Annotated in this window: 21 protein-coding genes; 19 read left to right on the top strand and 2 right to left on the bottom strand. The window is 43.9% G+C overall.

Annotated features, from left to right (window positions below; all coding sequences use genetic code 11):
- Positions 1 to 63 precede the first annotated feature (63 nt).
- From NFI81_RS24675 to nagA, 18 genes are all read left to right on the top strand, one after another.
- Positions 64 to 2,580, top strand: coding sequence for an SLBB domain-containing protein (locus NFI81_RS24675; RefSeq protein WP_234616150.1), 2,517 nt, complete (start codon positions 64 to 66; stop codon positions 2,578 to 2,580).
- A 1-nt stretch (position 2,581) separates the two neighbouring features.
- A complete protein-coding gene (locus tag NFI81_RS24670; protein ID WP_234616149.1) occupies positions 2,582 to 3,664 on the top strand; it encodes a hypothetical protein in 1,083 nt (360 codons plus the stop codon).
- 1 nt (position 3,665) lies between these two features.
- On the top strand, positions 3,666 to 4,499 hold the full coding sequence (locus NFI81_RS24665; protein ID WP_234616148.1) for an ABC transporter permease: 834 nt from the start codon (positions 3,666 to 3,668) through the stop codon (positions 4,497 to 4,499).
- A 15-nt stretch (positions 4,500 to 4,514) separates the two neighbouring features.
- Positions 4,515 to 5,774, top strand: a complete 1,260-nt coding sequence (locus NFI81_RS24660; protein ID WP_234616147.1) for an ABC transporter ATP-binding protein — start codon at positions 4,515 to 4,517, stop codon at positions 5,772 to 5,774.
- Positions 5,767 to 6,852 (top strand): DegT/DnrJ/EryC1/StrS family aminotransferase, encoded by a 1,086-nt coding sequence (locus tag NFI81_RS24655; RefSeq protein WP_234616146.1) that lies wholly within the window; start codon positions 5,767 to 5,769, stop codon positions 6,850 to 6,852. Before NFI81_RS24660 ends, NFI81_RS24655 begins: the two co-directional genes overlap by 8 nt.
- A 1-nt stretch (position 6,853) precedes the next feature.
- Entirely contained in the window at positions 6,854 to 8,902 is a 2,049-nt protein-coding gene (locus tag NFI81_RS24650; protein ID WP_234616209.1) for an ArnT family glycosyltransferase, read from the top strand.
- Between the two features lie 6 nt (positions 8,903 to 8,908).
- On the top strand, positions 8,909 to 9,607 hold the full coding sequence (locus NFI81_RS24645; RefSeq protein WP_234616145.1) for a WbqC family protein: 699 nt from the start codon (positions 8,909 to 8,911) through the stop codon (positions 9,605 to 9,607).
- A gap of 2 nt (positions 9,608 to 9,609) precedes the next feature.
- Positions 9,610 to 10,269 carry an acetyltransferase gene (locus tag NFI81_RS24640; protein WP_234616144.1) on the top strand — a complete coding sequence of 220 codons (660 nt, stop codon included), beginning with the start codon at positions 9,610 to 9,612 and terminating at the stop codon, positions 10,267 to 10,269.
- A gap of 65 nt (positions 10,270 to 10,334) precedes the next feature.
- Positions 10,335 to 11,558 carry a glycosyltransferase family 4 protein gene (locus NFI81_RS24635; protein ID WP_234616143.1) on the top strand — a complete coding sequence of 408 codons (1,224 nt, stop codon included), beginning with the start codon at positions 10,335 to 10,337 and terminating at the stop codon, positions 11,556 to 11,558.
- A complete protein-coding gene (locus tag NFI81_RS24630; protein WP_234616142.1) occupies positions 11,555 to 12,538 on the top strand; it encodes a glycosyltransferase family protein in 984 nt (327 codons plus the stop codon). The genes NFI81_RS24635 and NFI81_RS24630 overlap by 4 nt, the downstream gene beginning before the upstream one ends.
- Positions 12,538 to 13,296 carry a DUF5672 family protein gene (locus NFI81_RS24625; protein WP_234616141.1) on the top strand — a complete coding sequence of 253 codons (759 nt, stop codon included), beginning with the start codon at positions 12,538 to 12,540 and terminating at the stop codon, positions 13,294 to 13,296. Before NFI81_RS24630 ends, NFI81_RS24625 begins: the two co-directional genes overlap by 1 nt.
- Positions 13,297 to 13,302: 6 nt before the next feature.
- Complete coding sequence (locus NFI81_RS24620) at positions 13,303 to 14,253, top strand: hypothetical protein (RefSeq protein ID WP_234616140.1); 951 nt, start codon at positions 13,303 to 13,305, stop codon at positions 14,251 to 14,253.
- A gap of 26 nt (positions 14,254 to 14,279) precedes the next feature.
- Positions 14,280 to 15,167, top strand: a complete 888-nt coding sequence (locus NFI81_RS24615) for a glycosyltransferase family 2 protein (protein WP_234616139.1) — start codon at positions 14,280 to 14,282, stop codon at positions 15,165 to 15,167.
- Positions 15,164 to 16,495, top strand: a complete 1,332-nt coding sequence (locus tag NFI81_RS24610; RefSeq protein WP_234616138.1) for a hypothetical protein — start codon at positions 15,164 to 15,166, stop codon at positions 16,493 to 16,495. Before NFI81_RS24615 ends, NFI81_RS24610 begins: the two co-directional genes overlap by 4 nt.
- Before the next feature lie 61 nt (positions 16,496 to 16,556).
- Positions 16,557 to 17,606: an acyltransferase family protein gene (locus NFI81_RS24605; protein ID WP_234616137.1), complete on the top strand. Its 1,050-nt coding sequence runs from the start codon at positions 16,557 to 16,559 to the stop codon at positions 17,604 to 17,606.
- A 68-nt stretch (positions 17,607 to 17,674) separates the two neighbouring features.
- Positions 17,675 to 17,971 (top strand): thioredoxin, encoded by a 297-nt coding sequence (trxA, locus tag NFI81_RS24600; RefSeq protein ID WP_234616136.1) that lies wholly within the window; start codon positions 17,675 to 17,677, stop codon positions 17,969 to 17,971.
- Positions 17,972 to 17,995: 24 nt separating this feature from the next.
- Positions 17,996 to 18,556 (top strand): pentapeptide repeat-containing protein, encoded by a 561-nt coding sequence (locus tag NFI81_RS24595; protein ID WP_234616135.1) that lies wholly within the window; start codon positions 17,996 to 17,998, stop codon positions 18,554 to 18,556.
- 61 nt (positions 18,557 to 18,617) lie between these two features.
- Positions 18,618 to 19,727: an N-acetylglucosamine-6-phosphate deacetylase gene (gene nagA / locus NFI81_RS24590; protein ID WP_234616134.1), complete on the top strand. Its 1,110-nt coding sequence runs from the start codon at positions 18,618 to 18,620 to the stop codon at positions 19,725 to 19,727.
- Here the strand turns inward: nagA and NFI81_RS24585 are convergent, their stop codons facing one another.
- Positions 19,728 to 21,926 (bottom strand): B12-binding domain-containing radical SAM protein, encoded by a 2,199-nt coding sequence (locus tag NFI81_RS24585; protein WP_234616133.1) that lies wholly within the window; start codon positions 21,924 to 21,926, stop codon positions 19,728 to 19,730.
- Between the two features lie 119 nt (positions 21,927 to 22,045).
- Here NFI81_RS24585 and NFI81_RS24580 point away from each other — a divergent pair, with 119 nt between their 5' ends.
- Positions 22,046 to 23,443 carry a purple acid phosphatase family protein gene (locus tag NFI81_RS24580; RefSeq protein ID WP_234616132.1) on the top strand — a complete coding sequence of 466 codons (1,398 nt, stop codon included), beginning with the start codon at positions 22,046 to 22,048 and terminating at the stop codon, positions 23,441 to 23,443.
- Positions 23,444 to 23,511: 68 nt separating this feature from the next.
- Here NFI81_RS24580 and NFI81_RS24575 read toward each other — a convergent pair whose 3' ends face one another.
- Positions 23,512 to 24,291: a ThuA domain-containing protein gene (locus NFI81_RS24575; protein WP_234616131.1), complete on the bottom strand. Its 780-nt coding sequence runs from the start codon at positions 24,289 to 24,291 to the stop codon at positions 23,512 to 23,514.
- Positions 24,292 to 24,302: the final 11 nt, after the last annotated feature.

Here is a 24,302-nt window from a genome sequence, read left to right as displayed (position 1 = left end):
ACGCTAGTCTTATACATAGTTTTAATGAATGATAGGCATTTCAATAGTACAATAATACTTCATATGAACAGATTCAAATTGGCAAAAAGTTATAAAAGCATACTCCTTTATCTTCTCTGTTTATTCATTTCCTTACCAGCCCTGTCCCAGGTAATCATTCCCCAGTCTCTCCCGAACGCTCCTACTGGTACTTCGCCACAAAGTGGTAATGCTACGGGAACCTCCAGAGGCAATGCAGGTAATACAGGCAATACTGGTAACACGCAGGGAAATCAGCCTGGCGCTAATCAACAGCAGCAGCAACAGCAGGGAAACCAGCAAAATGCTGATAACCAAGGCAATGAAAAGGGAAAAGCTCCGGGCGACCCAAAACTCCAAGGCCAGGATCAGAGCGAACAGAGCAAGATAAATGATACTACTTCTGCAAAGCTTACTCCCGAAGATCAGGAAAAAGAAGCATTGCGCCAGAAAATATACGGTTATGCGCTCTTCGCTGACAAAAATCTGGATCCTATTCCTGATTTGCAGATTGCGACGCCTACAAACTATATCGTTGGGCCTGGTGATGAGCTAAAAATCTTCATTTATAACTATGCTGAAAGCACTTTCGAGGTTGATGTAACCAAAGATGGCTTCATTTCCCTACCTCGCGTAGGTAACGTATATGTGGCCGGTCGCACCATAGAAGAGGTTCGAAAGATATTAATTGACAAGTTTTCGAAATTCACACCCGGGCTGATCGGAACCGGCGGAGAGACTGCCAGGACCAAATTGATGGTAACCCTGGGTGATGTACGCACAGTAAAGGTCTTTGTAACAGGGGAAGTTATTAATCCGGGAACGTATCAGGTGTCCTCATTATCGTCTGCATTTAACGCACTTTATCAGGCTGGCGGACCAAACGAAATTGGATCTTTCCGTGATGTCAGGGTAGTTCGCCAAGGCAAGGTTGTGTCGCATATTGACATTTATGATTACCTGGTCAACGGTAAAATTGATGGTGATATCCGTGTTCAGGACAATGATAATGTTGTTGTCGGTTATTATTTGAAGCGCGCAGAAATTGCCGGAATGGTTAAGCGTCCCGGTATATATGAACTGAAACCGGAAGAGAAACTAGGCGACATGCTGCGTTATTCCGGTGGTTTCAATGATAAGGCCTACCGCGCAAGATTAAAAGTGCAGAGGATTACTTCTAAAGAGCGCAAAATCCTTGACGTTGCGGAAGCTAACTACGAGTCTTTCGAAATAGTAACCGGTGACTCTGTGAATGTTGAAACCGTTCTGGACCGTTTTGAAAACATTGTAACCGTCGAAGGCGCGGTAATGCGTCCCGGTGACTATGCTCTTGACAACAGCCCATCATTGAAACAACTGATTGAAAATGCCCAGGGCTTGCGCGAGGATGCATTCGTAGGACGTGTAAGTGTTTTGAGAACACGGCAGGATCTTGTTTTGGAAAGCATTTCAATCAACTATACAGACATTTTAAACAACGTTACGCCCGACTTAATCTTGACCAGGCTTGACAGGGTGATCATTCCATCCAAGTTTGATATGGCCGAAAGCGCGTATGTAAGCGTTAACGGGGAAGTCAACAATACAAAAATTGGCGAAAACGAGGGTAAGTTTCCTTATACGGTTAACATGACGCTGGAAGATCTTTTGGTTCAGGCGGGCGGACTTAAAGAATCAGCTTACACGTCTGAGATCGAAGTGATCAGAAGAAAAAGAAATAGCATTGCGGGAGCTGCAAATGCGCAGATCTCGGAAGTTTTCAAGTTTGATGTAGACCGTGACCTGTCGCTGAACAGCAAAGGGAGCAACTTCACATTAATGCCTTTCGACCAGGTAACTGTTCGTAAGTCTCCAAATTATGTTGAGCAACAAAGCGTCTTTGTTGAAGGCGAAGTGCTCATTGCAGGCCCTTACACCATTGTTAACAAAAACGATAAGATCAGCGACGTAATTAAAAGAGCCGGCGGATTAACAGAACTAGCTTATCCAGAAGGCGCAACATTGCTGAGAAGAACATTGGTAAGAGAATTGGATGAACCAACTGATTTCGATCAGGCGGAACAAACTGAAAAAAGCATTAAATCCGGGACGATTATCGGTGATGTTCCGAATGTAAAAGAAGAATCAATCGGGATTAAGTTAAAAAATATCCTGAAAAGCCCAGGCTCATTCGAGGACCTTATCGTTCAGGAAGGTGACATTATCCGTATCCCTAAGAGACTGGAAACAGTTCAGGTGAATGGAGCGGTTCTTTACCCGACAACTGTTAAGTATGGTAAAGGAATGGCATTTTCTGACTACATTTCGCAATCAGGCGGCTTTACGGTCCAATCACTCAGAAAGAGCTCTTATATAAAATATCCAAATGGAAACGTAGACAGGACAAGAAGATTCCTGTTCTTCAATGTATACCCAAAAGTGGAGCCAGGTTCTGAAATCTTCGTTCCTGTAAGGGCCGCGCCTGTGCTTAATACGCAGCAAGCCATTGCAACTGCAACCGGTTTGTTGAGTTCGGTAATGGGATTAATTGTAACAGTTTTGGCTTTCCGATCAATCAGATAAAATGTCAACTACGACACTACAACCGCAACAACAAGTTCCAGAAGATGAGTTGACCCCGAAAGAGGTTATCGAAAAAGTACTCGTCGTTAAAACAGCTATTCTCCGTAACTGGAAAATGCTCGTACTTCTGCCTATCCTTGGTTTCGGGATTGGTTATGGCCTGGATACTTTTATTGACAAGCCAAATATGTACGAAGCTGAGGTTGTTTTTAACCTGGGTGGTGGAAGCCAGTCATCTGGTTTTGGCGATATGGCAGGCCTTTTAGGCTTAGGCAACGCTCCTGATGAGAATATCTTTACAGGAGAGAACTTCTTCTATTTCGTGAAGTCGCGCCCTGTTTTGGAAAGAAATTTAATGAAAGAGGTGGAAGTAAATGGTCAGAAAATGATTCTGGCAAATTTCTTCATTGATTCAAGTGGGATTAAAAGAAAGGAATGGGAAGAAATTCCTGAGAATCAGAACTTTCATTTTGCCAATCGCGATATCAAAAAGCTTGACATGAAGTCAAGAAGAATTTTGAATGAGCTGGTGCAAAAGGCAGCGGACGCAACGGACATTGCTTCTTTGGATCGGAAATCTTCCTTTATTTCGCTGTCGACCAGCATGGAAAATGGCACATTGGCAGGACTTTGGGTAACAAAACTTTTGGAGACGGTTGAAGAAATGTACACCGAAAACCAGACACAGAAGTCACGCAAAACATTGAACCTCCTGCAACATCGTGCAGATTCACTGGCGGCTGTGCTTGGAATTGCTGAACACAAGCTTGCACGACAACTGGATTACAGCGCTCAGATTTTGCTGCCTGAGGCCAAAGTTTCAGCCAACAGCATGGAAAGAAAATCGGCTTTCTTACAAACACTTTACTATGAAGCAATGGGAAGCGCCGAGAAAATGCGTGTTACCATGGTTCGTGAAGCACCACTATTTACAGAGATTGAAGGCATTAAAGTGCCATTAGATATTAAAGCAGAAGATAAGAGGAATGCAAAAATCGGGGCGTTGGTAGGTGTAATGCTTGCGCTAATATTCATTTATTTCCGAACGGTCTTTGCAACCCCCACAGTAGTAGTTAAGCAATAGAATGGCAACTCAACACTCAATTACAATAAAAGCAGGCGGATCCGAGAAGGATTACTGGAAAGACCTTTGGCTGCACAGACAACTACTCTGGATTTTATCCAAACGGGATATTTCTGTACGATACAAACAAACATTACTAGGCGTTGCATGGAGCGTGCTACGGCCCTTCATGACCATGACCGTGATGGTGTTCGTGTTCAGTTATGTAGCAAGAATCGACAGTGACCCTGGCGTTCCATACCCATTAATGGTATTAAGTGGTCTTACCATTTGGACATTTTTCTCAAACACATTTCAGCAGATTAGTAATAGCATCCTGATCAATGGCAATCTAGTCTCCAAGGTTTACTTTCCCCGGCTCCTTATGCCGTTGAGCTCGATAGCAGTTGGTTTTGTGGATTTTTTGATTGCACTCGGCATATTTATAGTGCTTACCCCATTTTTCGATTACACGATAAGCTGGCAAATCATATACATTCCTTTCTTTGTTTTGCTTACATTTATCACATCGATGGGCTTCGGACTGTTTTTTGCAGTGCTGAATGTACGTTTTCGCGATATTGGCCAGTTAATTCCGTTTTTAATCCAAGTAGGGATGTATGTGTTGCCAGTTGCTTACCCAAGTTCGCTTGTTAAAGATACCTGGTATGAAAAATACTATAATTTGAATCCCCTGGTCGGCATAATCGGCGGGTTTCGCTGGTGCTTGCTTGGAGAAAAGTCATATTTCAATCCGCAAAGTTTATACTCAACTGTGATCATTTCCTTTTCGATTCTCGTATTGTCTTTGATCTATTTTCGAAAAAAAGAGAACACATTTGTGGATCACATCTGAAAAATTACGTTAGGCATGCCTGTAATTGTAGCTGAAAATATTAGTAAGAAATATATCATAGACCACCAGCGCAAAAGTGGGTCTTCGAGCCTTCGTGACGTTGTTAAGGAGACAACCGACAAATTGTTCTCACGCAAGCAGGATAACTCCGATTTTGCCGAAAAAGAAGAGTTCTGGGCATTAAAGGATATTAACTTTTCCATTGATCAAGGTGACCGTATCGGGATCGTGGGTCACAATGGCGCGGGGAAGTCAACATTGTTAAAGATCCTCAGCCGCATTACAGAACCAACCACAGGCCAGATCAAAATTGAAGGCCGCATTGCCAGCTTGCTGGAAGTGGGAACCGGTTTTCACCCCGAACTCACCGGCCGTGAAAATATCTTCCTGAACGGGGCGATATTAGGAATGGCAAAAAGCGAGATCAGACAATCCTTTGATGCGATCGTTGATTTTGCAGGTGTTGAAAAATTTCTGGATACACCGGTAAAAAGATATTCCTCAGGGATGTATGTGCGGCTCGGTTTTGCGATCGCAGCGCATCTTAACCCTGAAATCCTGATCGTAGACGAGGTTTTAGCGGTTGGTGATACAGAATTCCAGAAAAAATGTCTTGGCAAAATGCGCGATGTTTCCGAAAGCGGAAGAACATTGATTTTTGTAAGCCATAACCTCACTGCCATTCAGGCCCTTTGCAACAAGTCTTTCTATTTTGAAAAAGGCTTGCTGATCGATCAGGGCGAGACCACGCATATTGTTACCAATTATTTGAGCAAGGTGTCTCATAAAACCCTTGAAAAACATTGGGATAACATTGAAAATGCGCCTGGTAATGATCAGGTCCGTGTCAAAAGATTCAAGCTTTTCCCTGAATATCAGGACGATCTGAACCACATTGACGTTCGGACGCCGATCAATTTCCAGTTTGAATTCTGGAATCTTGTGGAAGGTGCGAGCCTGAACCTGAGTATGCATTTGTATACGTTTACAGGTGAGTGTATTTTCAATGTTGGAACACAAGCAGAAACTTTTGCCAAAGGCCTCGTAAGCGGCGTTTGTGAAATTCCGGGTCACTTCCTGAACGACGGTTCTTACGTGGTTTCTATGATGATCGTGAAAGACACAAGCACCGTGCTTTACAACATGGAAGAAGCCCTTATTTTTGATATTGAGGATTATCGTGAAAATGTAACGTGGTATGGCAAATGGCCCGGTTATATTCGCCCTCAACTTAATTTTTCCATTCGCCAAACTGAACATGTAGTGAATGATTAACGTCACTAAGACCTTTTTACCAGACCAGGAAAAATATCTGCAGTATGTTCGGGAAATTTGGGAACGCGGATATCTTACCAACAATGGTCCCGTTCTTCAGGAACTTGAAGCAGAATTAAAGAAATATCTGGGTGTTGACCACCTATATTTTTGCGGAAACGGAACCATCGTCCTTCAAATTGCTATTAAAGCACTTGAAATTTCGGGCGAGGTTATTACAACACCATTTTCCTATGTTGCTACTTCTAATGCAATCTTATGGGAAAACTGCACACCGGTTTTCGTTGATATTGACGCGCAGACATTCAATATCAATCCGGCGTTGATTGAGGCATCTATTACGCCTGCTACAACGGGAATTCTGGCCACACACGTTTATGGCAACCCTTGCGACATTGAGGCCATCGAAGTGATTGCCAAAAAGCATAACCTGAAAGTAATTTATGACGCAGCACACGCGTTTGGCGTTACATATAAAGGCAAATCTCTGCTTTCCTATGGCGATTTAAGCACTTGCAGCTTTCACGCTACCAAAGTGTTCCACACCATTGAAGGCGGGGCGCTGATCTCCAACCATCCCGAACTTGACCGAAAATTGCACCTATTGCGCGCATTCGGCCACCAGGGAGATGAACATTATCTCTATGCAGGGATTAATGGCAAGAATTCCGAATTTCACGCGGCCATGGGTTTGGTAAATCTTCCCCTGGTGAAAGACATTATTGCTGCCCGCAAAGAAGTTTTTGATGCTTACGACAGCATGCTGAATTGGGATGTGCTTTACAAGCCGGTTATCAGCAAGGACATTGAATACAATTATGCTTATTACCCGGTTGTCTTTCCTTCTGAGCAGGTTATGTTCCGCGTTATGGATGCTTTGCGCGAAGAAGATGTCATTCCGCGGCGCTATTTTTATCCTTCATTAAATACGCTGTCATTCATGCCAAGGCAAATTGCCTGCCCGGTTTCTGAGGATATCGCGCTAAGAGTGTTAAGTTTGCCTTTATATGTTGGCCTTCCGTATGCAGATATCGAACGGATTTCCCGCATTATTAATGCTCATTTATCACCAGAATAGCATGGGTTTTGTTTACTGGCTTGCCTTCTTACTGTTTTTATACAGCATCAGTTTTGTTGCAAAAAAAATAGCCCAGCCTTCCCTGGCAGAATGGCTCATCGTTTGTTTCATACTGTTTGTGGGAAGCGTTATCCCGGCCGGTTTTGTGCTTTCTGCCTTAGACCTTACCGCCCAAACCTGGGCATGGATAGCGGCCACATTTGTCGCTTTGGGCCTGCATTATGTGATTTGGTCTTATCTAATTCAATCACAACCCTCCTACTCCATTCGTTCTGTCATCTTTAACAGAGCCGAAACTTTCCGTTTCTGGACAAAGGAATTGTCTGTTTATCTCAAAACACTCTTTTTCTTCATGTTTGGCACCATTGCGGTTATCGCGGTGACCAATCTTATTCTCGTGCTTTTCACGGCGCCTAATGAATGGGACAGCATGACCGGACATTTAAACCGCGCCATCCGATACATTCAGCGCGGCACAATGGCACATTTCGGAGGGACGAACTGGAACATGGACACCTATCCGAAAAGTTTGACGACCATTCAGATTTACAGTTATCTGATCTCGGGAAAGATCGAGAATGCTTTTAAGCTGATCCATCATACATCTTACTACATCACGCTTGTCTGCGTGTTCGGAATTGCGCAGCGCATTGGCAGAAATTTATCAGCCAGCTTCTTTTGTGCACTGGCATACGGCATGTTCCTGAACTTCCTGATGCAGGCCGTAACCACTGAAACAGACATTGTTTTAACGGCTTACCTGAGCTGCCTGCTTTATTTCCTTTTCACCTATTACAGCACGCGCAGCAACAAATATCTTTATTTATCCGGCCTAGCATTCGGCATCGTTTTCGGGCATAAGGTGACTTTTGCGCTGCTTTTGCCGTCGGTTTTTGTGATCATGCTTTACACGGTTTTTCTTGCACCCGACTTCAAAGTGTTTTTCCAAAGGTTCTGGAAACTGGCCATTGCAATTTTCCTAGCGATGCTCGTTTATACGTTCCCAACGGGTTATATCAAAAACATTATGGTTTTCGGGCACCCGATCGGGCCGCCTACTGCATTAAAACATCAGTCGGTTGAGCGTTTCGGGCCCTTTTCGAACCTGTTGGAGCAGGGAAGCCGCAATGTGGTGCGCTATACTTATGAGTTTTGCAATCTGGATGGCATTCGCAATGCGCAGTGGGGATATGACTTGAATACGGTCATTCGTAAGCCGCTTGTGATTTTGGAAGATAAATTACGCATGCGCCTGGATGAAGAAACCGAGTATGCCATTGTCCCATTTTCATTTCAACGCCGTTTTGATAACTTCAATGCCAATCCTTACTGGGGCGTTTTTGGTTTTGCACTGATATTGCCGCTGATTTTTTTGACATTAATCCGCGTTTTCCGCTCACGGGTGCACTGGTTTCTGGCGCTCGCGTTCTGTCTGCATTTCGCTGCGATTTCCTACTCCGCCGTTTACGATCCTTTTAAGGGAAGATATTTTATAGAAACCGGCCTCTTTGGCGTTCTTTTCCTTTTATTGTTGTTTTCAAATCACCGGTTATCAATCCTTAAACCGCGCAGGAATGTTTGGAAAGGATACATTATGATCGTGGTCGGGCTGGCTTGTATTTCGGCGGTGATGTCGGTTTATCTGAACATTCGGTGCTTGCCTATTGGAGCGTACGGCTACAAATCAGCATTGGAAACAGACCGGATCCAGTTGCAGACATTCGCCCGCCCGGACATTACGAAAGCTTATCAGACATTCGATTCGATCGTTCCAAAAGACGCAACCGTTGCGTTAGCGACGATTAATGATGATTTTGAATATCCGCTTTATGGAGAAGATCTCTCGCGGAAATTGATTAGCATTCACCCGTTTGAGCAAGGTTTGCGACCGATTCCGAAAGAGGCCGACTATTTGTTCTATGCTAAAAGCGTGATCAATGACACCAGCCGCATCAAATCTTTACCCACAGACATTCGTTTAGGAAGCGATACAACCATCACCAATGTGGCGGTAAGAGGTGAAGATTATTATCTCAGAAAGCTTAAATAGCAATCCATGACCATCGCCATTATGCAGCCCTATATATTTCCGTATATAGGTTATTTTCAACTGATTAACGCAGTTGACAAATTCATCATTTACGATGATGTGAATTTCATCAACAAAGGTTGGATCAACAGAAATAATGTGCTGGTATCCGGTCAGTCGCACCTTTTTACCATCCCGCTGAAAGACGCGAGCCAGAATAAATTGATTCATGAAGTAGAACTTTCGAAGAGCGAACCCTGGCAAAAAAAGTTCCTGAAAACCCTTCAGCAATCGTATCAGAAAGCCCCATATTATCAAAAGGTTTTTGTTCTGATCGAAGAAATTGTAAATTTAGATGTTCAAACAATAAACGAACTGACCTTTCAGGCACTGAAAAGAACATGTGAATACATGGAAATCACGACTGAAATTGTCCCCTCATCCACGATATATCAAAACACACACTTAAAAGGTCAGGAGAGAATTCTGGATATCTGTAAGCAGGAAAATGCCAGCCATTACATTAATCCGATTGGAGGAATGGAATTGTATGATAAAGGAAAATTTGAAAAGGAAGGGATCAAACTTGACTTCATTAAAAGTGTTTCAAGCCCGTATAACCAATTTAAAAATGCTTTCGTACCTTGGTTGTCAATTATAGATATCCTGATGTTTAACGACCCCGAAAATATTAGGGAACAATTAAAGGCATACGAACTGATTTAAGAATGGCTAAGGTTATCGTTTTTGGAGTACTCGACACAGCGGAACTGGCACACTATTATCTGACACACGATTCAGAACATGAAATAGTCGCTTTCACTATTAACCGCCAATATATTCAGGATGAATCTTTTAAGGGGCTGCCTGTTGTCGCCTTTGAAGATGTTGAAAATCTTTTTTCTCCTGCTGAATATGCTTTTTTCGCTCCCATGACCGGCAGAAATATGAACCGGAACCGGGAAGGAATTTACAACGAAGCAAAATCCAAAGGCTATCAATTCATCTCATATATCAGTTCGCACGCGACCATTTTTGACAGGAGCGTAATTGGCGATAATTGTTTTATCCTGGAAGACAACACCATTCAGCCTTTTACAACAGTTGGAAATAATGTTGTCATGTGGAGTGGAAATCACATTGGCCACCACGGTCAGATCAAAGATCATGTATTCTTTACTTCCCATGTAGTGCTTTCGGGCCATTGCGTTGTTGAATCTTATTCATTTTTTGGCGTCAACAGCACAATTCGCGATTATACCGCGATAGCGCAGGGAACTTTGGTAGGAATGGCTTCTGCTATCACCCGAGAAACTGAAGAATGGGGGATTTACATTGGGAACCCTGCCAAAAAAGTGCCTGGCAAGAAGAGTTTCGAGGCTTATTGAGGGTTTATATCCGGGTGAAGATGTAATCGGGTAAACCGAATTTTGAGACAGAAATTTACTGGGTAATGGAGCAGAAGAAAATCTTATTTGTGAGTCATGACGCCAATCGGGCAGGAAGCCAGTTGCTGCTGCTGCAATTGCTCAGACTATTGAAAGAGCGGGGTGTTCCCATGCATTTGTTGCTTTGCAGCGGCGGAGAGCTGGAAAAAGATTTCGAGGAAGTTGTTGGTGTAACACGTTTGTATCAAAATATTAAAGTCACCCCTACTCCACTTACCGGTAAGCTGCTTAAAAAAGTCCCTCTCTACAAATATTATCAGCAGCATTCAGCGCACAGAATCAACGAAAGGATTGCATCAGAACTTGCACATCAGAACATTGGGCTTGTTTTCATCAATTCAATTGCAAATGCTGGTGTTTACTACGATTTCCTGAAATTCCTGCATCATTTGCCGCTTGTGCTTTTTGTGCACGAGCTGGGCATGTCTGTGAAAGTTTATACGCATGAAAAGCAATTAAACTTCATGCTGAAAAAGACCGGGCATCTGATCGCGGTATCCAACGCAGTTGCTAATTATTATATCAAAAAATTCAATTATCCCGAAAATCAGGTCAGCACATTCACATTGATCGATCACGAACACATTGATCGGAAGTTGAAAACGGTGCAGCGTGATATTCTTGAAAAAACATACCATGTGCCGCATGATGCCATCGTCATCGGCGGTTGCGGAAATGCGGAATGGCGCAAAGGAAACGACATTTTCAACTGGATTGCCAAGCGTGTCATCCATAAAACCAGTCCGTTGCCCGTTTATTTCGTGTGGATTGGCGCTGGTCCGCAGCATGAAATTTATGAATTGATCGAAAGCGACATTCGCCTCATGGGACTGAGTGACAAGATCATTCTTGTTCCACCGACGCCACATGCATTGGATTACATTAACCGGTTTGATGTATTATTGCTGAGCTCTCGCGAAGATCCTTATCCGCTTGTGGTTTTGGAAGCAGCTTTGCAGGAGATTCCGGTGGTATGTTTTGAAGACGCCGGCGGAGCTCCCGAACTGATCGAGTCAGATGCAGGTTTTGTTGTTCCATATATGGACATTTCTGCTGCTTCTGAGGCGATTATACAGCTGGTTCTCGATCCTTCGCTTCGTGAAACGCTGGGCCGTAATGGCAGAAAGAAAGTTTTAGAGAGGCATAATACAGACAAAAGTGTCGCAAGCGTCGAAGCCATCATTCAAAAGTATTTACCTTTACAGGTTTCGGAAAAGCAGAATCAATGACAATTGCCTTCACCATTTGCTCCATCAATTATTTAGCGCAGGCCAGGACATTAGGCGATTCACTTAAATCCACCAATCCAGACGTGCTTTTTTTTATCGGTCTAGTCGATTCCTTGCAAGGTGTGGTTTTTGAAAAAGGATACGCGACTGAGTTTCCGATGATCGAAATCGACAAGATCGAGATCCGGGATTTTCAGGAAATGGCTGACAGATACAACATTACCGAGCTTAACACAGCCGTAAAGCCATTTTATTTTACTTATTTTTTCAAACATTACCCGGAAGCAGATAATGTTATCTATTTCGATCCCGACATTATTGTATTCCAACCTTTGACGGGGTTACTGTCTTCATTATCAACACACAAAGCTGTATTAACCCCGCACATTAACACGCCGATTGAAGATCAGCTTAAACCCAACGAACTGCATCATTTAAATACAGGCGTTTACAACCTGGGTTTTGTGGCTTTCAGCCGATCCGCGGAGATCACAGAGTTCATCAATTGGTGGGAGGAAAAATTGCGTTATGAATGTCTGATCGACCTTTGTAACGGGCTTTTCGTAGATCAAAACTGGATGAATTTCCTGCCTGTTTTTGTTTCAAATACGCATTTGGAAAGAAATCCGGGCTACAATGCGGCCTACTGGAATTTGCATGAAAGAGTTTTTTCTGAGTCCAATGGCATACATTTCGTGAATGAAACAAATCCTTTGATTTTCTTCCATTACAGCGGTTACGATCCACAAAAACCGGATGTTTTGTCCAAATATCAGGATCGTTTCGAACTGTCGGCGCGCCCGGATTTGACGGCTTTGTTCGATCTTTACCGCAACAGTCTCATCAACAATGGCAATGCGTATTACCGGAACTTTCATTGCGCATACATCAAACCTACCCCAGTCCGTCGTTATCAGCGCGTGCGGAAGATGCTGAAAATGCCTTTGAACTACATTATTGATCAGCTGGAAACAACCTGATGAAAGAGCTTGTATCCGTCATTGTTCCCATTCTAGATCCGCAGATCAACCCGACAGAAGAAAAACTCCTGCATCATTGCCTTAACACGCTCGAAAAATATCCGATCATCTTCATCACGTTCGAAGGCGCCGATCTATCGATCGTGAAGGAGCATAATGAAGACATTGATGTAATTTATTTTCCCAAAAAATATTTCCGGTCCCGCGCCGCGCTTGCGGGATTGTTGCTCATGGAGGACTTCTACGACCGTTTTAGCTGGTGTGATTTTCTTCTCATTCACGAATTAAATAGTTGGGTGGTTCGAGACGAGTTGTATTATTGGTGCAAGCAGGGTTATGACTATCTTAAAGCCGGACCGCTGGAAAATGACAATATTAAGCGCCTTTCCGGAATTGTCTCGCGGCTCGCCGGGCTGAAAGAAGATGAAAAACGGCTGTTCGGGCAAGCATATACGAACAATGGGATTTATCTTTGCCGCATTGAACGCATGATCAATACGATAAAGGCGAAGCAAAAAGAGGTTTACCAATATCGGCACAGCGAGGATTTACTGCATGCGGATTCCGTTTTTTGGGAAATCGAAGCAAACCGGTTTTGGCCGCATTTGCGAAAACCTACCAATATCGTTCGCAACCATTTTGCTATGGATGCAGCAAATATTAACCTAAACAAAACGTTACCCTTTGCATTAACCGGCATTTCGAAGGAGAATATTCCTCATTTGCCTTATTTCAAATCATTGCCGGAAGCGGATTAATTGCACATGAACATCATTTACACGGTTTGTAACAGAATCAATCTCGCCCATGCGCTCGCTTTGGCGGATTCGGTTTTGCTTCACCAGCCGAACCATACATTTTATTTGTGCTGGGTCGATAATACGCCTATACAAGTCCCTGTACATGTGAAATTGCTGACTATTGAGCAGGCAAAAATTCCAGCCTGGAAGGAAATGGAGGCTCAATATTACAACTTTGAATTACTCGCGGCCTGCCGTCCGTGGTTAGCATTAGCATTACTGCGACTTCATAATGATTGCGAAAATCTTGTTTTCCTGGCTCCTTCGGTGCTTTTGGTAAAACCATTTGAAGATGTTGTCAACCCGTCATCGGACATTCATTTAACACCCAACATTAAAAAGCCGCTTGCTCCTTCCAAAATTTTGGACGACAAGCGGATCCTGAACATCGGCATGTTCCATTCGGGAAGCTGGATGCTAAAACCGGGTGAGGAAACGCTGCAAATGCTGCATTGGTGGGCAGAAAGAACTGTGGACCGTGCGGAGTTTGACCTTTGCAATGGCAAGAATATGGACCAGTTGTGGCTGAACTATACATTGGTCTGGATTCCCGAAACCACACAAATAGCGCACCCTGGCTGGCACTATGGACTGCATTCAATTCTCAGTAACGATCTGCAAATGCGAAATGGAGATTATCATATTGAAGGCAAACCATTGATATCGCTTGATTTTGCCGGACTCGATTTTTTTGATCCCGTATGGTCCGATCACATTGGCCTCATGCCGGCAAATAATGCATTCCACGCGCTGTTCAACAGCTACAAAAAAACGTTGGGCAAATATAAAAAATCACTTCCTGCCGACCTTGTACCAGGTTATGGTAAGCCTGCTAAGATCCGGGAAAACAGGATATTAAGGAATAATATGGCAGCGAAATTGAAATCAATTACAGCCTTCATCGACCAGTTTTAAATCACCACAGCGGAAATCAGGACTATATGCACTTCCTAGAAAGAAATACGCAGGACTTGCGGAGTTTTATATCTGAATTGAAAATTAACGGCTCTCAGAACACCTCTGATCAGCAGGACTACCCGAAGTTAACCATCATAACGCCATCCTATAACCAGGCAGACTTCCTCGAAAGGACCATTTTGAGTGTTTTAAACCAAAATTACCCCAACCTGGAATACATGATTGTAGACGGCGGCTCAACAGATCACAGCGTCGAGGTTATTAAAAAATACGAAAAATATCTTTCCTGGTGGGTTTCTGAAAAAGATCGGGGCCAGGTGCACGCCATCAATAAAGCCCTTGAAAAAGCGACTGGCGACTACATTGGTTTTCAAAATTCCGACGATGTGTATTTTCCCGGCACTTTTTCGCGTTTTGGAAAAGCAGCATTAAATCAGGAAGACGATATCATTTACGGCGATCTGTATATGATTTCTCCTGACGATGAGGTTACCGAAATCTTGAAAACCACGTCGTACAGCTTTGACTGCCAGATTTTAGAGGGAATGCAGATCCATAATCAATCGCTTTTTTTCAAACGGGCACTGGTTGAAAAGTATGGCAAATTCGATGAATCTTATCGGTTTGCATTTGATTACGAATTTATAACGCGTTACACTTACCAGAAATCGACCAAAGTCAGAAAAGTAGAAGGCTTGGGCGGTGCATTGCGCGTACACCCCGATGCGAAGTCATCCACGATTGCATCGGTCGGGAAAGAGGAACATGCAAAGATTCAAAAATTGTACATTTCAACGAACGGCTCAGCAGCTTCCAACAAAATAAGGTATCTTTGGTGCCGAGTTCGTAAAATTCTCTATTTCGCGTTGCGACTAGATTTACAATATATCCGTTTCAGATTTTCCAGATGAATTGGAGTCTACTAAACATAGCCACTAACTTTAACAATCTCAGGTATTCCGTAGGCATCGCCATGATGTTCAACGGTTTTCCGCTGATATTTTTTATCCGGGATACTTTGGGAATCGGGCCGGCGAGTAGCGTATTTACTGCCCTGTTTTTTGGTCTGGCGCTGGCTATGATGGTGCCTATGCACCTTTTTAAGAGACTTTACAAGCCCAATACGATCTTGTTGAACCTCGGTCTTGGCTTTCTTCTGCTCACATTATATTATTTCTTTTTTATCAATAAGCAGGGAAAAGCCGTTGCGGATATTGGTAACTACGTATTCATCTTCGGCTTTCTGATACTCTTGCTGCATGTGCCCAACGATGTAAAGGACACGCTGGTAATGACGCTCTTCTTAATGTCGCTATTTACCAATATAACCCTGGTTTACTCCATCCTGATCGATCCGAACTGGACGCCGGGGATGCGTGCTGCGGTAAGTTTTGCGAACGAAGGCGCTCAACCCGGTGGAAATCCGCACATTACGGCCCGAAACGGGATTATTTGCATGCTCACCGCTTTGGTAATGCTGAACAGGACACCGGGAATCCTTACCAAATTGTTCCTGTTCTTTTCCGTTCTTTTCAGCCTTGGGGTTATTGTTATTTCCCTCGCCAAATCCAGTTATCTTGCCGTAGGGCTCATGGCAGCCGCTTATTTCATATTGCATTTTAAGATTTCAAATATCTTCTCTGCGATTGGCAGCGCTTTCAAATTGAGGAATATGGCATTCATTGTGCTTATCCTGATTGGGATCCGATATTTTTTGATCCGATATGGCAATGTTTTGGATATGCTGCTCGGTTACTGGGATATCTTCGAAAACAGGATTATGGACGTAATTTTTACCTCAACCGGGGTCAGGATTACTGATACAGCCGACACAGATGCGTCAGCAATGGGCCGTGTGGGTGGTTTTGGAGAATTTACTGAGACGTTGTTTTCATGGGATGTTTTCCTCGGCAGAGGCTACAAATCGGATTATCTCGACGTTCCGCTTCTAGAATCGTGGGTGAGCCATGGCATATTTGGATTTGTGTTTTTCGCAGGATTCAACTTTTTCCTGTTCATTTACGCCATGCGTGAAATCAAGCGATACACCAACCCGTTGACAACATTCCTGGCCTATTTCTTTATGTCATTGATGGTGTTGCTATTCACTGGTGGAAGGCCATACGACATTGCATTCTGGTTTCCTTACTTGGTCATGATCCGGTTTTTAGGTATCAAATATCTCGACAACATTTCCAGAAGGCCGGTTAAAACTCAACTTACAACGGTTACCAGCTAACCTCTTTTACAACAAGTCGTAAGGTAATTTTCAAGAATGAAGCCTGCGAGAAACCCTGCTCATGAGAGACCGCGTTGAACAATTAGATGGATTAAGAGGCATTTTTTCCATTCTCGTAATCGCCCACCATCACAATGCGTTCAAGGAATCGGTCTTTTACAACAACTTTTTTGTCATCAATTCCAGTCTTTTTGTTGACTTTTTCTTCGTACTGAGTGGTTTCGTCATTGCGATGAACTACATAGGAAGGATCAATACGGCGGGCGATTTTGGCATATTTCTTAAAAAACGAATTATACGCCTATTCCCGCTCCTTTTTTACACCGAGGTCGTGTTCATTATCGCCAGTTTGATCGGAGAAAGCAGCCCGATGAAGAATGTGGGCGAGCTGGGCCTGCGCTATTATGCCTACACAGCGTTTGATACACTCACCTTTATGGGTTCAACGCCCGTCTTTGGTTCCTGGATCAGCAACAACTACCCCGCCTGGTCCATATCGTCTGAAATGGTCTCTTATGCTGTATTTGGCCTTGTTATTTTATTAGTCCCAAAATTAAAATATCTGACCTTTGGTATAATCGCTTTGTTATCAGGGTTTTTTATTATTTCAAGAGGCGAATATCTGCTCGCTTACGATTATGGTTTTGTGCGTGGTTTGCTTTGCTTTTCACTCGGCATTTTTACCAATCAGGTGTTAAGTAAACGCACATTCAGCTTGTCGGCATTCGAAATCCCTTTCCTGATATTCCTTATTGCTGCCATGTATGTCGTTCATCATTGGGAGCTTAACTTATGGAAACTTGTTTTTCCGTTCATTTTCGCTGTTGGTATTATCATTTTTGCAAGTTCGAAAGGCGTTGTTACGCAATTGCTTAAAAGTGAGGCCTTTCAATATTTGGGCAAAATATCTTACTCCATCTATCTGAACCATGCTATTGTTCTCATTCTGGTTAATGTAATCCTCTTCCGTGCGTTGAAATCGCCTGTCAATGAGGGTATGATCGCTATTTCGCTGGTTACGTCCATTTCACTGACGATCCTTTATTCCCATTTCACTTATGAGTTTATTGAGAAAAGGGCCGGGAAATTTTTGAAGAAAATGTTGGAATGAAATTTGATGCAACCGGGTAAACCTTTCGCCCATTTCAAGGGTTATTCTAAAACAACAAATTAGAAATCATGGCCACATTCTCAGAACTTATCAACAGCAATAAGCCCGTTTTAGTCGATTTTTCAGCAGAATGGTGCGGGCCCTGTAAAATGATGAAGCCCATTTTGGAAAAAGTAAAAGCTGAGTTGGGTGATTCGGCCACCATCATTAAAGTGGATGTTGATAAGAACAAATCGGCAGCTAACGCCTATAAAATTCAAGGCGTGCCCACATTGATCGTCTTTAAACATGGCAAACCCATGTGGAGACAATCTGGAGTTGTTCAGGCAGACCAGCTGAAATCCATTATTCAGAAATACATCTAATCATTAACCCTAACCCGGCAAATTTTGAGAGGCAGCGATTTAGAAATCATTGAGAACAAAGATTTTAGCATTGAAGAATTGTCAGAAACGGCGTACGAACAGTTTAAATTTCTCAATTGCACATTTTCAGACCTCTCAGGCATTGACTTTATAGATTGCGTTTTTCAGGATTGCAACATGAGTAATGCAGGTGTCAAAAACTGCAAAATCTCTGACATTGAGTTCATTAACTGCAAATTGCTGGGTATTAATTTTGCTGAATCCAAAGACTTTGCTTTCGCAGCAAAATTTGAAAGCTGCATTCTCGATTATGCGATATTCGAACGCAAAAAATTGAATAAATCGGCTTTTAGTAATTGCAAAATCCACGGCGCAGACTTCACCCAGGCCGATTTGTCCAAGTGCAGATTTTTCAATTGCGACTTCTGGGACGCTGTTTTTGCCAACACCAACCTGGCAGGCGTCGATTTTTCCAATAGCAAAAACTTCACCATTGACCCAACAAGCAACAACATTCGCAAAGCCAAATTCCTCTCCTCCGATCTGGCCGGTTTGTTGACCAAATTTGACATTATTATCAAGTAGCATTTTGAACGCCTGAGCATTTTTTGTTTCTTGACGGCTCCAAAACCTACCTTTTACATTTATGTCACTCCAATTGTTTGCCGAAACCGTTTACACCGGTCAGGAAATCCTTCGAAATCAGCTTATACAAGTCATAGACGGGCAAATTGCCGGTATGGAATACGCAGAACCGGATCCAGCCGTCACACGCGTAACCAATCTTGCACCAGGTCTTTTTGACAGTCATATCAATGGTGGAGAGAAATTCTATTTCACCGAACGTGCCGACGAAGAGACGATTGACGACATTTACCAGGCCAGCGTCAAAACCGGCACTGCCTATGTGCTTCCAACACTCATCACTTCGCCTCAGGATAATATATTGAAGGGAATCGAAGCCACCCGCAATTACATGGCCAAAAACCCGCAATCCGGCGTGTTAGGGATGCATTTAGAAGGCCCATTCCTTAACCCGATCAAAAGAGGCGCACATTTGGCAGGTTATGTCCGCAAGCCGACGAATGCAGATCTGGAAGAGATCATTCGCCATGGTAAAGACATTATCAAGCTCATCACCATCGCACCGGAGATGTTCACAAGAGAGCAGATTCAAATACTGCTGGAATCGGGAATAACCGTTTCTGCTGGCCATTCCAATGCAACTTATGAAGAAGCAACGGCGGCATTTAACCAGGGAATTCAGCTGGTAACGCACTTATACAATGCCATGTCGGCATTCGGCCACCGTGCGCCGGGGCTTGTTGGGGCCACATTTGATAATGAATCCGTCTACGCGCCCTTGATTATCGACGGCGTCCATTGTGACTTCGGAGCAGCCAGCGTAGCCTATAAGATCAAAAAAGACAAGCTGTTCCTGATTTCGGACGCATTGTTTTTAGGTGAAAAAGTAACTGAATTCAAGTGGGGAGAGTTCGATGCTTATTTGAAAGACGGTCGCTATACAAATTCCGATGGAAATCTTGCCGGAGCGACAATATCATTGCCCGACGCGGTGCGAAATGCCGTAAATGTGATTGGTATTCCTTTGCAAGAAGCAATTGAAATGGCCACAATCAGGCCTGCAAGAGCGTTGGGCCTTGAAAAACAGATCGGCAGCATTGCCATTGGTTACCCCGCCACATTCACAACATTTGATGATAATCTGGAAAATTTTTCAGTTTTGAAAATGTAGTTACAAAATCAACATCCCGCCCGCGCGCAGTTGCGTCCAGGTCATAGAAGTCATAAAAGTTTCGAAGCTGCCCAATCCGGCGGCTTCGAAATCGTTTTTTAGTTTTTCCAACGGATAGGCTTCCGCATTGGAAGACAGCAGTTTAGGCATAATGTCAACAAGCCACTCACCCACAGCAACGTCAGTTTCAACTGCCCACTCTTTTTTCTTATTGTAGAAAACCAATTCAGCGATTTCGTAAACTTTTTTGCCTTTTTTCTCTTCAAAAACAGACATTTCCGGCAAACTGCCCAGCCAGGTTACAATTGCATTCTGTTTGTTGCCCAAATCCGGCAATACACTGATGCTCTTTTCAATGTAATTCGGCGGAATGGAGGTTGGCGGCACTTTGAAATCGAACCATCTGGAATGAGGGAAATCGAGACAGACGCCGTGCATATAATTGAAAAGCGATTTCCGTAAACCTTCTACAAAAAGGTCGTGATTCGCGCCCGTCGGGTCCTCATGTTCCAGGTCATTGTTGGCAAACTTACCATTATCCGGCCCGATCCGCATCACATCAAATTCTTCGGGATACAAACCCACAGGACTGTGCGCCGTCATTGCAAACCGGTGCCAAAACCCCGATTGCACAATCCCGGCCTGAAACAGCTGTCTTACCATTTCCAGTGAATCAATCGTTTCCTGCGCAGTTTGCGTGGGAAAGCCATACATTAAATACGCATGCACCATAATGCCCGCCTGTGTAAATGCATCCGCCACCCGCGCGACCTGCGCAACCGTTACGCCCTTTTTCATACGCCCCAAAAGCCGGTCAGAAGCCACTTCCAGCCCTCCGGAAATCGCAATGCAGCCGGAAGCTTTCAAAAGCAGGCAAAGGTCATGCGTGAAGTTTTTTTCAAAACGAATGTTGGTCCACCATACAACGGTAAGTTTTCGTCTGATAATTTCCAATGCCAAATCTCTTAGCAATGCCGGCGGCGCAGCTTCGTCCACAAAATGAAAGCCGTTTTGCTGCGTTTGCGTTATGATTTCTTCAATGCGATCGCAAAGTAATGCGGCCGTCATTGGTTCATAACGCCGGATATAGTCGAGTGAAATGTCGCAAAACGAACATTTTCCCCAATAACAGCCATGCGCCAATGTCAGCTTGTTCCAGCGGCCATCACTCCAAAGCCTGTGCATGGGATTAACGATCTCAATAACAGACAAGTAATCGTGCAATGGCAGATCGCTGTAATCCGGCGTGCCCGTATCGCGTTGCGGCACATCCTTTTCCTTCGCGCCGTTGTGATAAATTACTTCATTGTTCACCCGGGAGTAAACGCGTTTGAGCTGCGTGATCTCCCTTTCCCCATCGAGATATTCCAAAAGCGAAAGCAACGGCGCTTCTCCATCATCCAGACAGATAAAATCAATGTAATTAAAGACGCGCGGCTCTTTCAATGTGCGCAACTCCGTATTCGGAAAGCCGCCGCCCATGACAATTTGAATGTTGGGATAATGTTTTTTCAAATATTTCCCGCATTTGAAACCGCCGTACAGGTTCCCAGGAAACGGGACAGATATGCATACGATGTCGGGCTGGTATTTTTGTATTTTTTGTTCCAAAACATGGGTCAATGTTTGGGACAAAAGCGTATCAGGCGCTTCCAATGCCGCTTCCATTTCGTCAAAACTCGTAGCTGATCTTCCCAATCGCTCCGCATATCTGCTAAAACCAAAATGCGGGTCAACGGCTTCCTGGATCAAATCGCCAAGATCTTCCAGATATAATGTTGCAAAATGCCGCGCCTTATCATGAATCCCCATCGTTCCAAAAGCCCAGTCCATATCCTCCAATTGCTGAAAACGGCTTGCTTCCGGCAGATAACTCCGGTCGCAAATGCTGTGTGCTAATGTTGGGTTGAGGTTTTTGAGAAAACGGATAACGGGATCAATCGTCGTGATATAGTCGTCTTTCAGCGCATAAATGCGAAAACTATTTTCGGAAAGCTCAATGTCCGATTCATCCAGATTAGCAAAAAGTGCCCTTAATCCTTTCGAAGAAAATAGCTCCAAAATCACATCAATGCCCAAATCGGCCTGGTAAGATTCCCTGCCAAGCGTATTCAAAAACCCTTTCAGATAAGCCGTAGCCGGATATGGCGTGTTAAGCTGAGTAAACGGCGGCGTGATGAAAAGCGTTTTCTGATGCAAGGTGAAGTGATATTTGTTAATGCAAAGGTACGACGCTGGCAGAAAAAGATCATCAACAATTTATAGCCTGATTGCCACGGATTCCAGTATCTTAACCGTCTCAACCATTCAATTTTCACATGCGTGCCGCTTCTCAGAGCTTATTTTCAGGACTTATATTATCCCTTTTCGTAACTAGCAGCTCTGCGCTTTTTGCTCAAACCAAAATTTACCCCCCATCACCATTTCCGGACCGCATCATCCTGGGTTACAAAGGCGCGCCGGCGACTTCACAAGCAGTAAACTGGCGGACAGATTCGACGGTTACCAAAGGAATCGCCGCTATTCATGAAGCGGACCCTTCACCGGATTTTGTGCCTAATGCTAAGATTGTGAACGCATTGACCCAACCGATTAAACTGGATGGCAGGCAGGTGCATTACCATGAGGTGAATTTTACGGATCTGAAACCTTCGACACAGTATGTTTACCGGGTTGGGGACGGGGAAAATTGGAGTGAATGGTTTCATTTTACCACGGCTTCGGATAAAAACGAACCGGTTTCTTTCCTTTATTTTGGAGATGCCCAAACTGAAATACGCTCACTTTGGTCCCGGGCGATTCGCGGCGCTTACGCTACATTACCCAAAGCCGATTTCATGATCCATGCGGGGGATTTGATCAACCGTTCCAATGCGGACCACGAATGGGGCGAATGGTTTGAGGCAGGCGGCTGGATCAACGGCATGATCCCGAACCTCTCGACGCCGGGAAATCATGAATATTTCAAAGACACAGACAATGATCTGAAAGTTTCCATGCATTGGCGGCCGCAATTCGCATTGCCTGAAAATGGACCTGAAGGACTTATTGAAACAGCATATTATATTGATTATCAGAATAATCGATTCATTTTCCTGAATTCAGAAGAAGCTGATAACAGCATCCGGGCAATGAACCGGCAAGCAGAATGGTTTGAAGATGTTGTAAAAAACAATCCGAACCGATGGACCGTCGTCGTGCATCACCATCCGGTTTATTCCACCAAACAAGGCCGTAGCAATGATCGCTGGCGCCGGAAAATGGAGCCGCTTTACAAAAAATACAATGTAGACATCGTGCTGCAGGGTCACGATCACAGTTATGGCCGCGGTTTGAATATGCCAACAGGCGAAAGCCGGCAAACGCCGGACGGACCAATTTACGTAGTGTCAGTAAGCGGGCCGAAAATGTATGACATTGGTTTGCAGGATTGGATGGATCGCGCTGCTTCCAATACGCAGCTGTATCAGGTTATAACCGTGGATTTAAGCAAACTTGCATTTAAAGCATTTACCGTCAATGGTGATTTGTACGATTCTTTTGAGCTTAACAAAGATGATAAGGGCAAAAATACCCTGGTCGAGTTAGAGGGCACGCTGCAAATGAAGGAAAGACTGGAATTGCCGGAGCGTTATCTCAAAACTTTCAAAGAGGCTGATTTGAAGCATTATAACGAGCGATTTTTGGAGTATAAGAAACGGAAAGGCTTGAAGTAGAAGATTGGTTGGAACTCCTGAGTCTCCAAAGTTGGGAAGTCTCGCTATATCATTTACGAACCATACGATTATTTTCCGGCAGCCCAGAAAATGGCGTTTATGAAAATGGTTTTGTAAACATCGCTTTCAAATAAGACCGGCGAGTGTCCCATGAAAATGTAAATGTTCTTCGCCTTCATTTTCGGATTGGACCATATGACAGGATGATCGCCCATTTTAACCTTGGAGTCAGGTGAATAGGTGGATTCATCCACGCTTGCGATCACATCCACATTAGGCCGCGGGCTCTTGTCATAAATGTACCATTCCTCTTTTTTGACCAAAAAAGAAGCCGGAACACCTTTCATGACGGGATGATTTTTCTTCTCCACCACCACGGTTCCTGCTGCAAAATCGCCAATATAGTTTTTGTAACGGATCCCACCCATAAAATCCGAAAACCACGGCCAGATTTTATAACCATCAAATTCACCTAGTAACGTGGCATGATGAAACCCGATCCAGCCGCCTTTTCCTTCATTGATGTATTTTTCGAAAGCCGCAGAAGCTTCCGGTTTCCAGGCATAGGGCACATAATCCAACTGAATAATGAGTTGATACTTAACCAGATAAGCATCATTGATCAGATCTGTTTTATCAATATAATCAATGGAAAAATTCTCCTTTGCGGCCAATGAATCCAGCCAGACCTGCGCCCTCTTTGAATATTCAATGTGATGCCCGCCCGGCTCAGCCATGGCGAGAACTCTGAATTGTGGTTTTTTAGTTTGCCCAAATGTGGCTGTGCAGATGCAGAAAAGTAAGCCCGCGAGCAGGTAGACGGGAATTTTCCCGGAAAATACATTCATGATTCTAGGTG

Origin of the sequence: Dyadobacter fanqingshengii (genome assembly GCF_023822005.2) — a bacterium.
Lineage (GTDB): Bacteria > Bacteroidota > Bacteroidia > Cytophagales > Spirosomataceae > Dyadobacter > Dyadobacter fanqingshengii.
The sequence above is the reverse complement of the archived record's forward strand: the minus strand, read 5'-3'. Positions and strand labels throughout refer to the sequence as shown.

Coding starts and splice junctions, on each gene's coding strand:
- NFI81_RS24670 (WP_234616149.1), top strand. CDS start 2,582: ATGTCAACTACGACACTACAACCGCAACAACAAGTTCCAGAAGATGAG.
- NFI81_RS24660 (WP_234616147.1), top strand. CDS start 4,515: ATGCCTGTAATTGTAGCTGAAAATATTAGTAAGAAATATATCATAGAC.
- NFI81_RS24665 (WP_234616148.1), top strand. CDS start 3,666: ATGGCAACTCAACACTCAATTACAATAAAAGCAGGCGGATCCGAGAAG.
- NFI81_RS24580 (WP_234616132.1), top strand. CDS start 22,046: ATGCGTGCCGCTTCTCAGAGCTTATTTTCAGGACTTATATTATCCCTT.
- NFI81_RS24620 (WP_234616140.1), top strand. CDS start 13,303: ATGAACATCATTTACACGGTTTGTAACAGAATCAATCTCGCCCATGCG.
- NFI81_RS24650 (WP_234616209.1), top strand. CDS start 6,854: ATGGGTTTTGTTTACTGGCTTGCCTTCTTACTGTTTTTATACAGCATC.
- NFI81_RS24635 (WP_234616143.1), top strand. CDS start 10,335: ATGGAGCAGAAGAAAATCTTATTTGTGAGTCATGACGCCAATCGGGCA.
- trxA (WP_234616136.1), top strand. CDS start 17,675: ATGGCCACATTCTCAGAACTTATCAACAGCAATAAGCCCGTTTTAGTC.
- NFI81_RS24625 (WP_234616141.1), top strand. CDS start 12,538: ATGAAAGAGCTTGTATCCGTCATTGTTCCCATTCTAGATCCGCAGATC.
- NFI81_RS24655 (WP_234616146.1), top strand. CDS start 5,767: ATGATTAACGTCACTAAGACCTTTTTACCAGACCAGGAAAAATATCTG.
- NFI81_RS24605 (WP_234616137.1), top strand. CDS start 16,557: ATGAGAGACCGCGTTGAACAATTAGATGGATTAAGAGGCATTTTTTCC.
- NFI81_RS24575 (WP_234616131.1), bottom strand. CDS start 24,291: ATGAATGTATTTTCCGGGAAAATTCCCGTCTACCTGCTCGCGGGCTTA.
- NFI81_RS24610 (WP_234616138.1), top strand. CDS start 15,164: ATGAATTGGAGTCTACTAAACATAGCCACTAACTTTAACAATCTCAGG.
- nagA (WP_234616134.1), top strand. CDS start 18,618: ATGTCACTCCAATTGTTTGCCGAAACCGTTTACACCGGTCAGGAAATC.
- NFI81_RS24615 (WP_234616139.1), top strand. CDS start 14,280: ATGCACTTCCTAGAAAGAAATACGCAGGACTTGCGGAGTTTTATATCT.
- NFI81_RS24640 (WP_234616144.1), top strand. CDS start 9,610: ATGGCTAAGGTTATCGTTTTTGGAGTACTCGACACAGCGGAACTGGCA.
- NFI81_RS24630 (WP_234616142.1), top strand. CDS start 11,555: ATGACAATTGCCTTCACCATTTGCTCCATCAATTATTTAGCGCAGGCC.
- NFI81_RS24675 (WP_234616150.1), top strand. CDS start 64: ATGAACAGATTCAAATTGGCAAAAAGTTATAAAAGCATACTCCTTTAT.
- NFI81_RS24645 (WP_234616145.1), top strand. CDS start 8,909: ATGACCATCGCCATTATGCAGCCCTATATATTTCCGTATATAGGTTAT.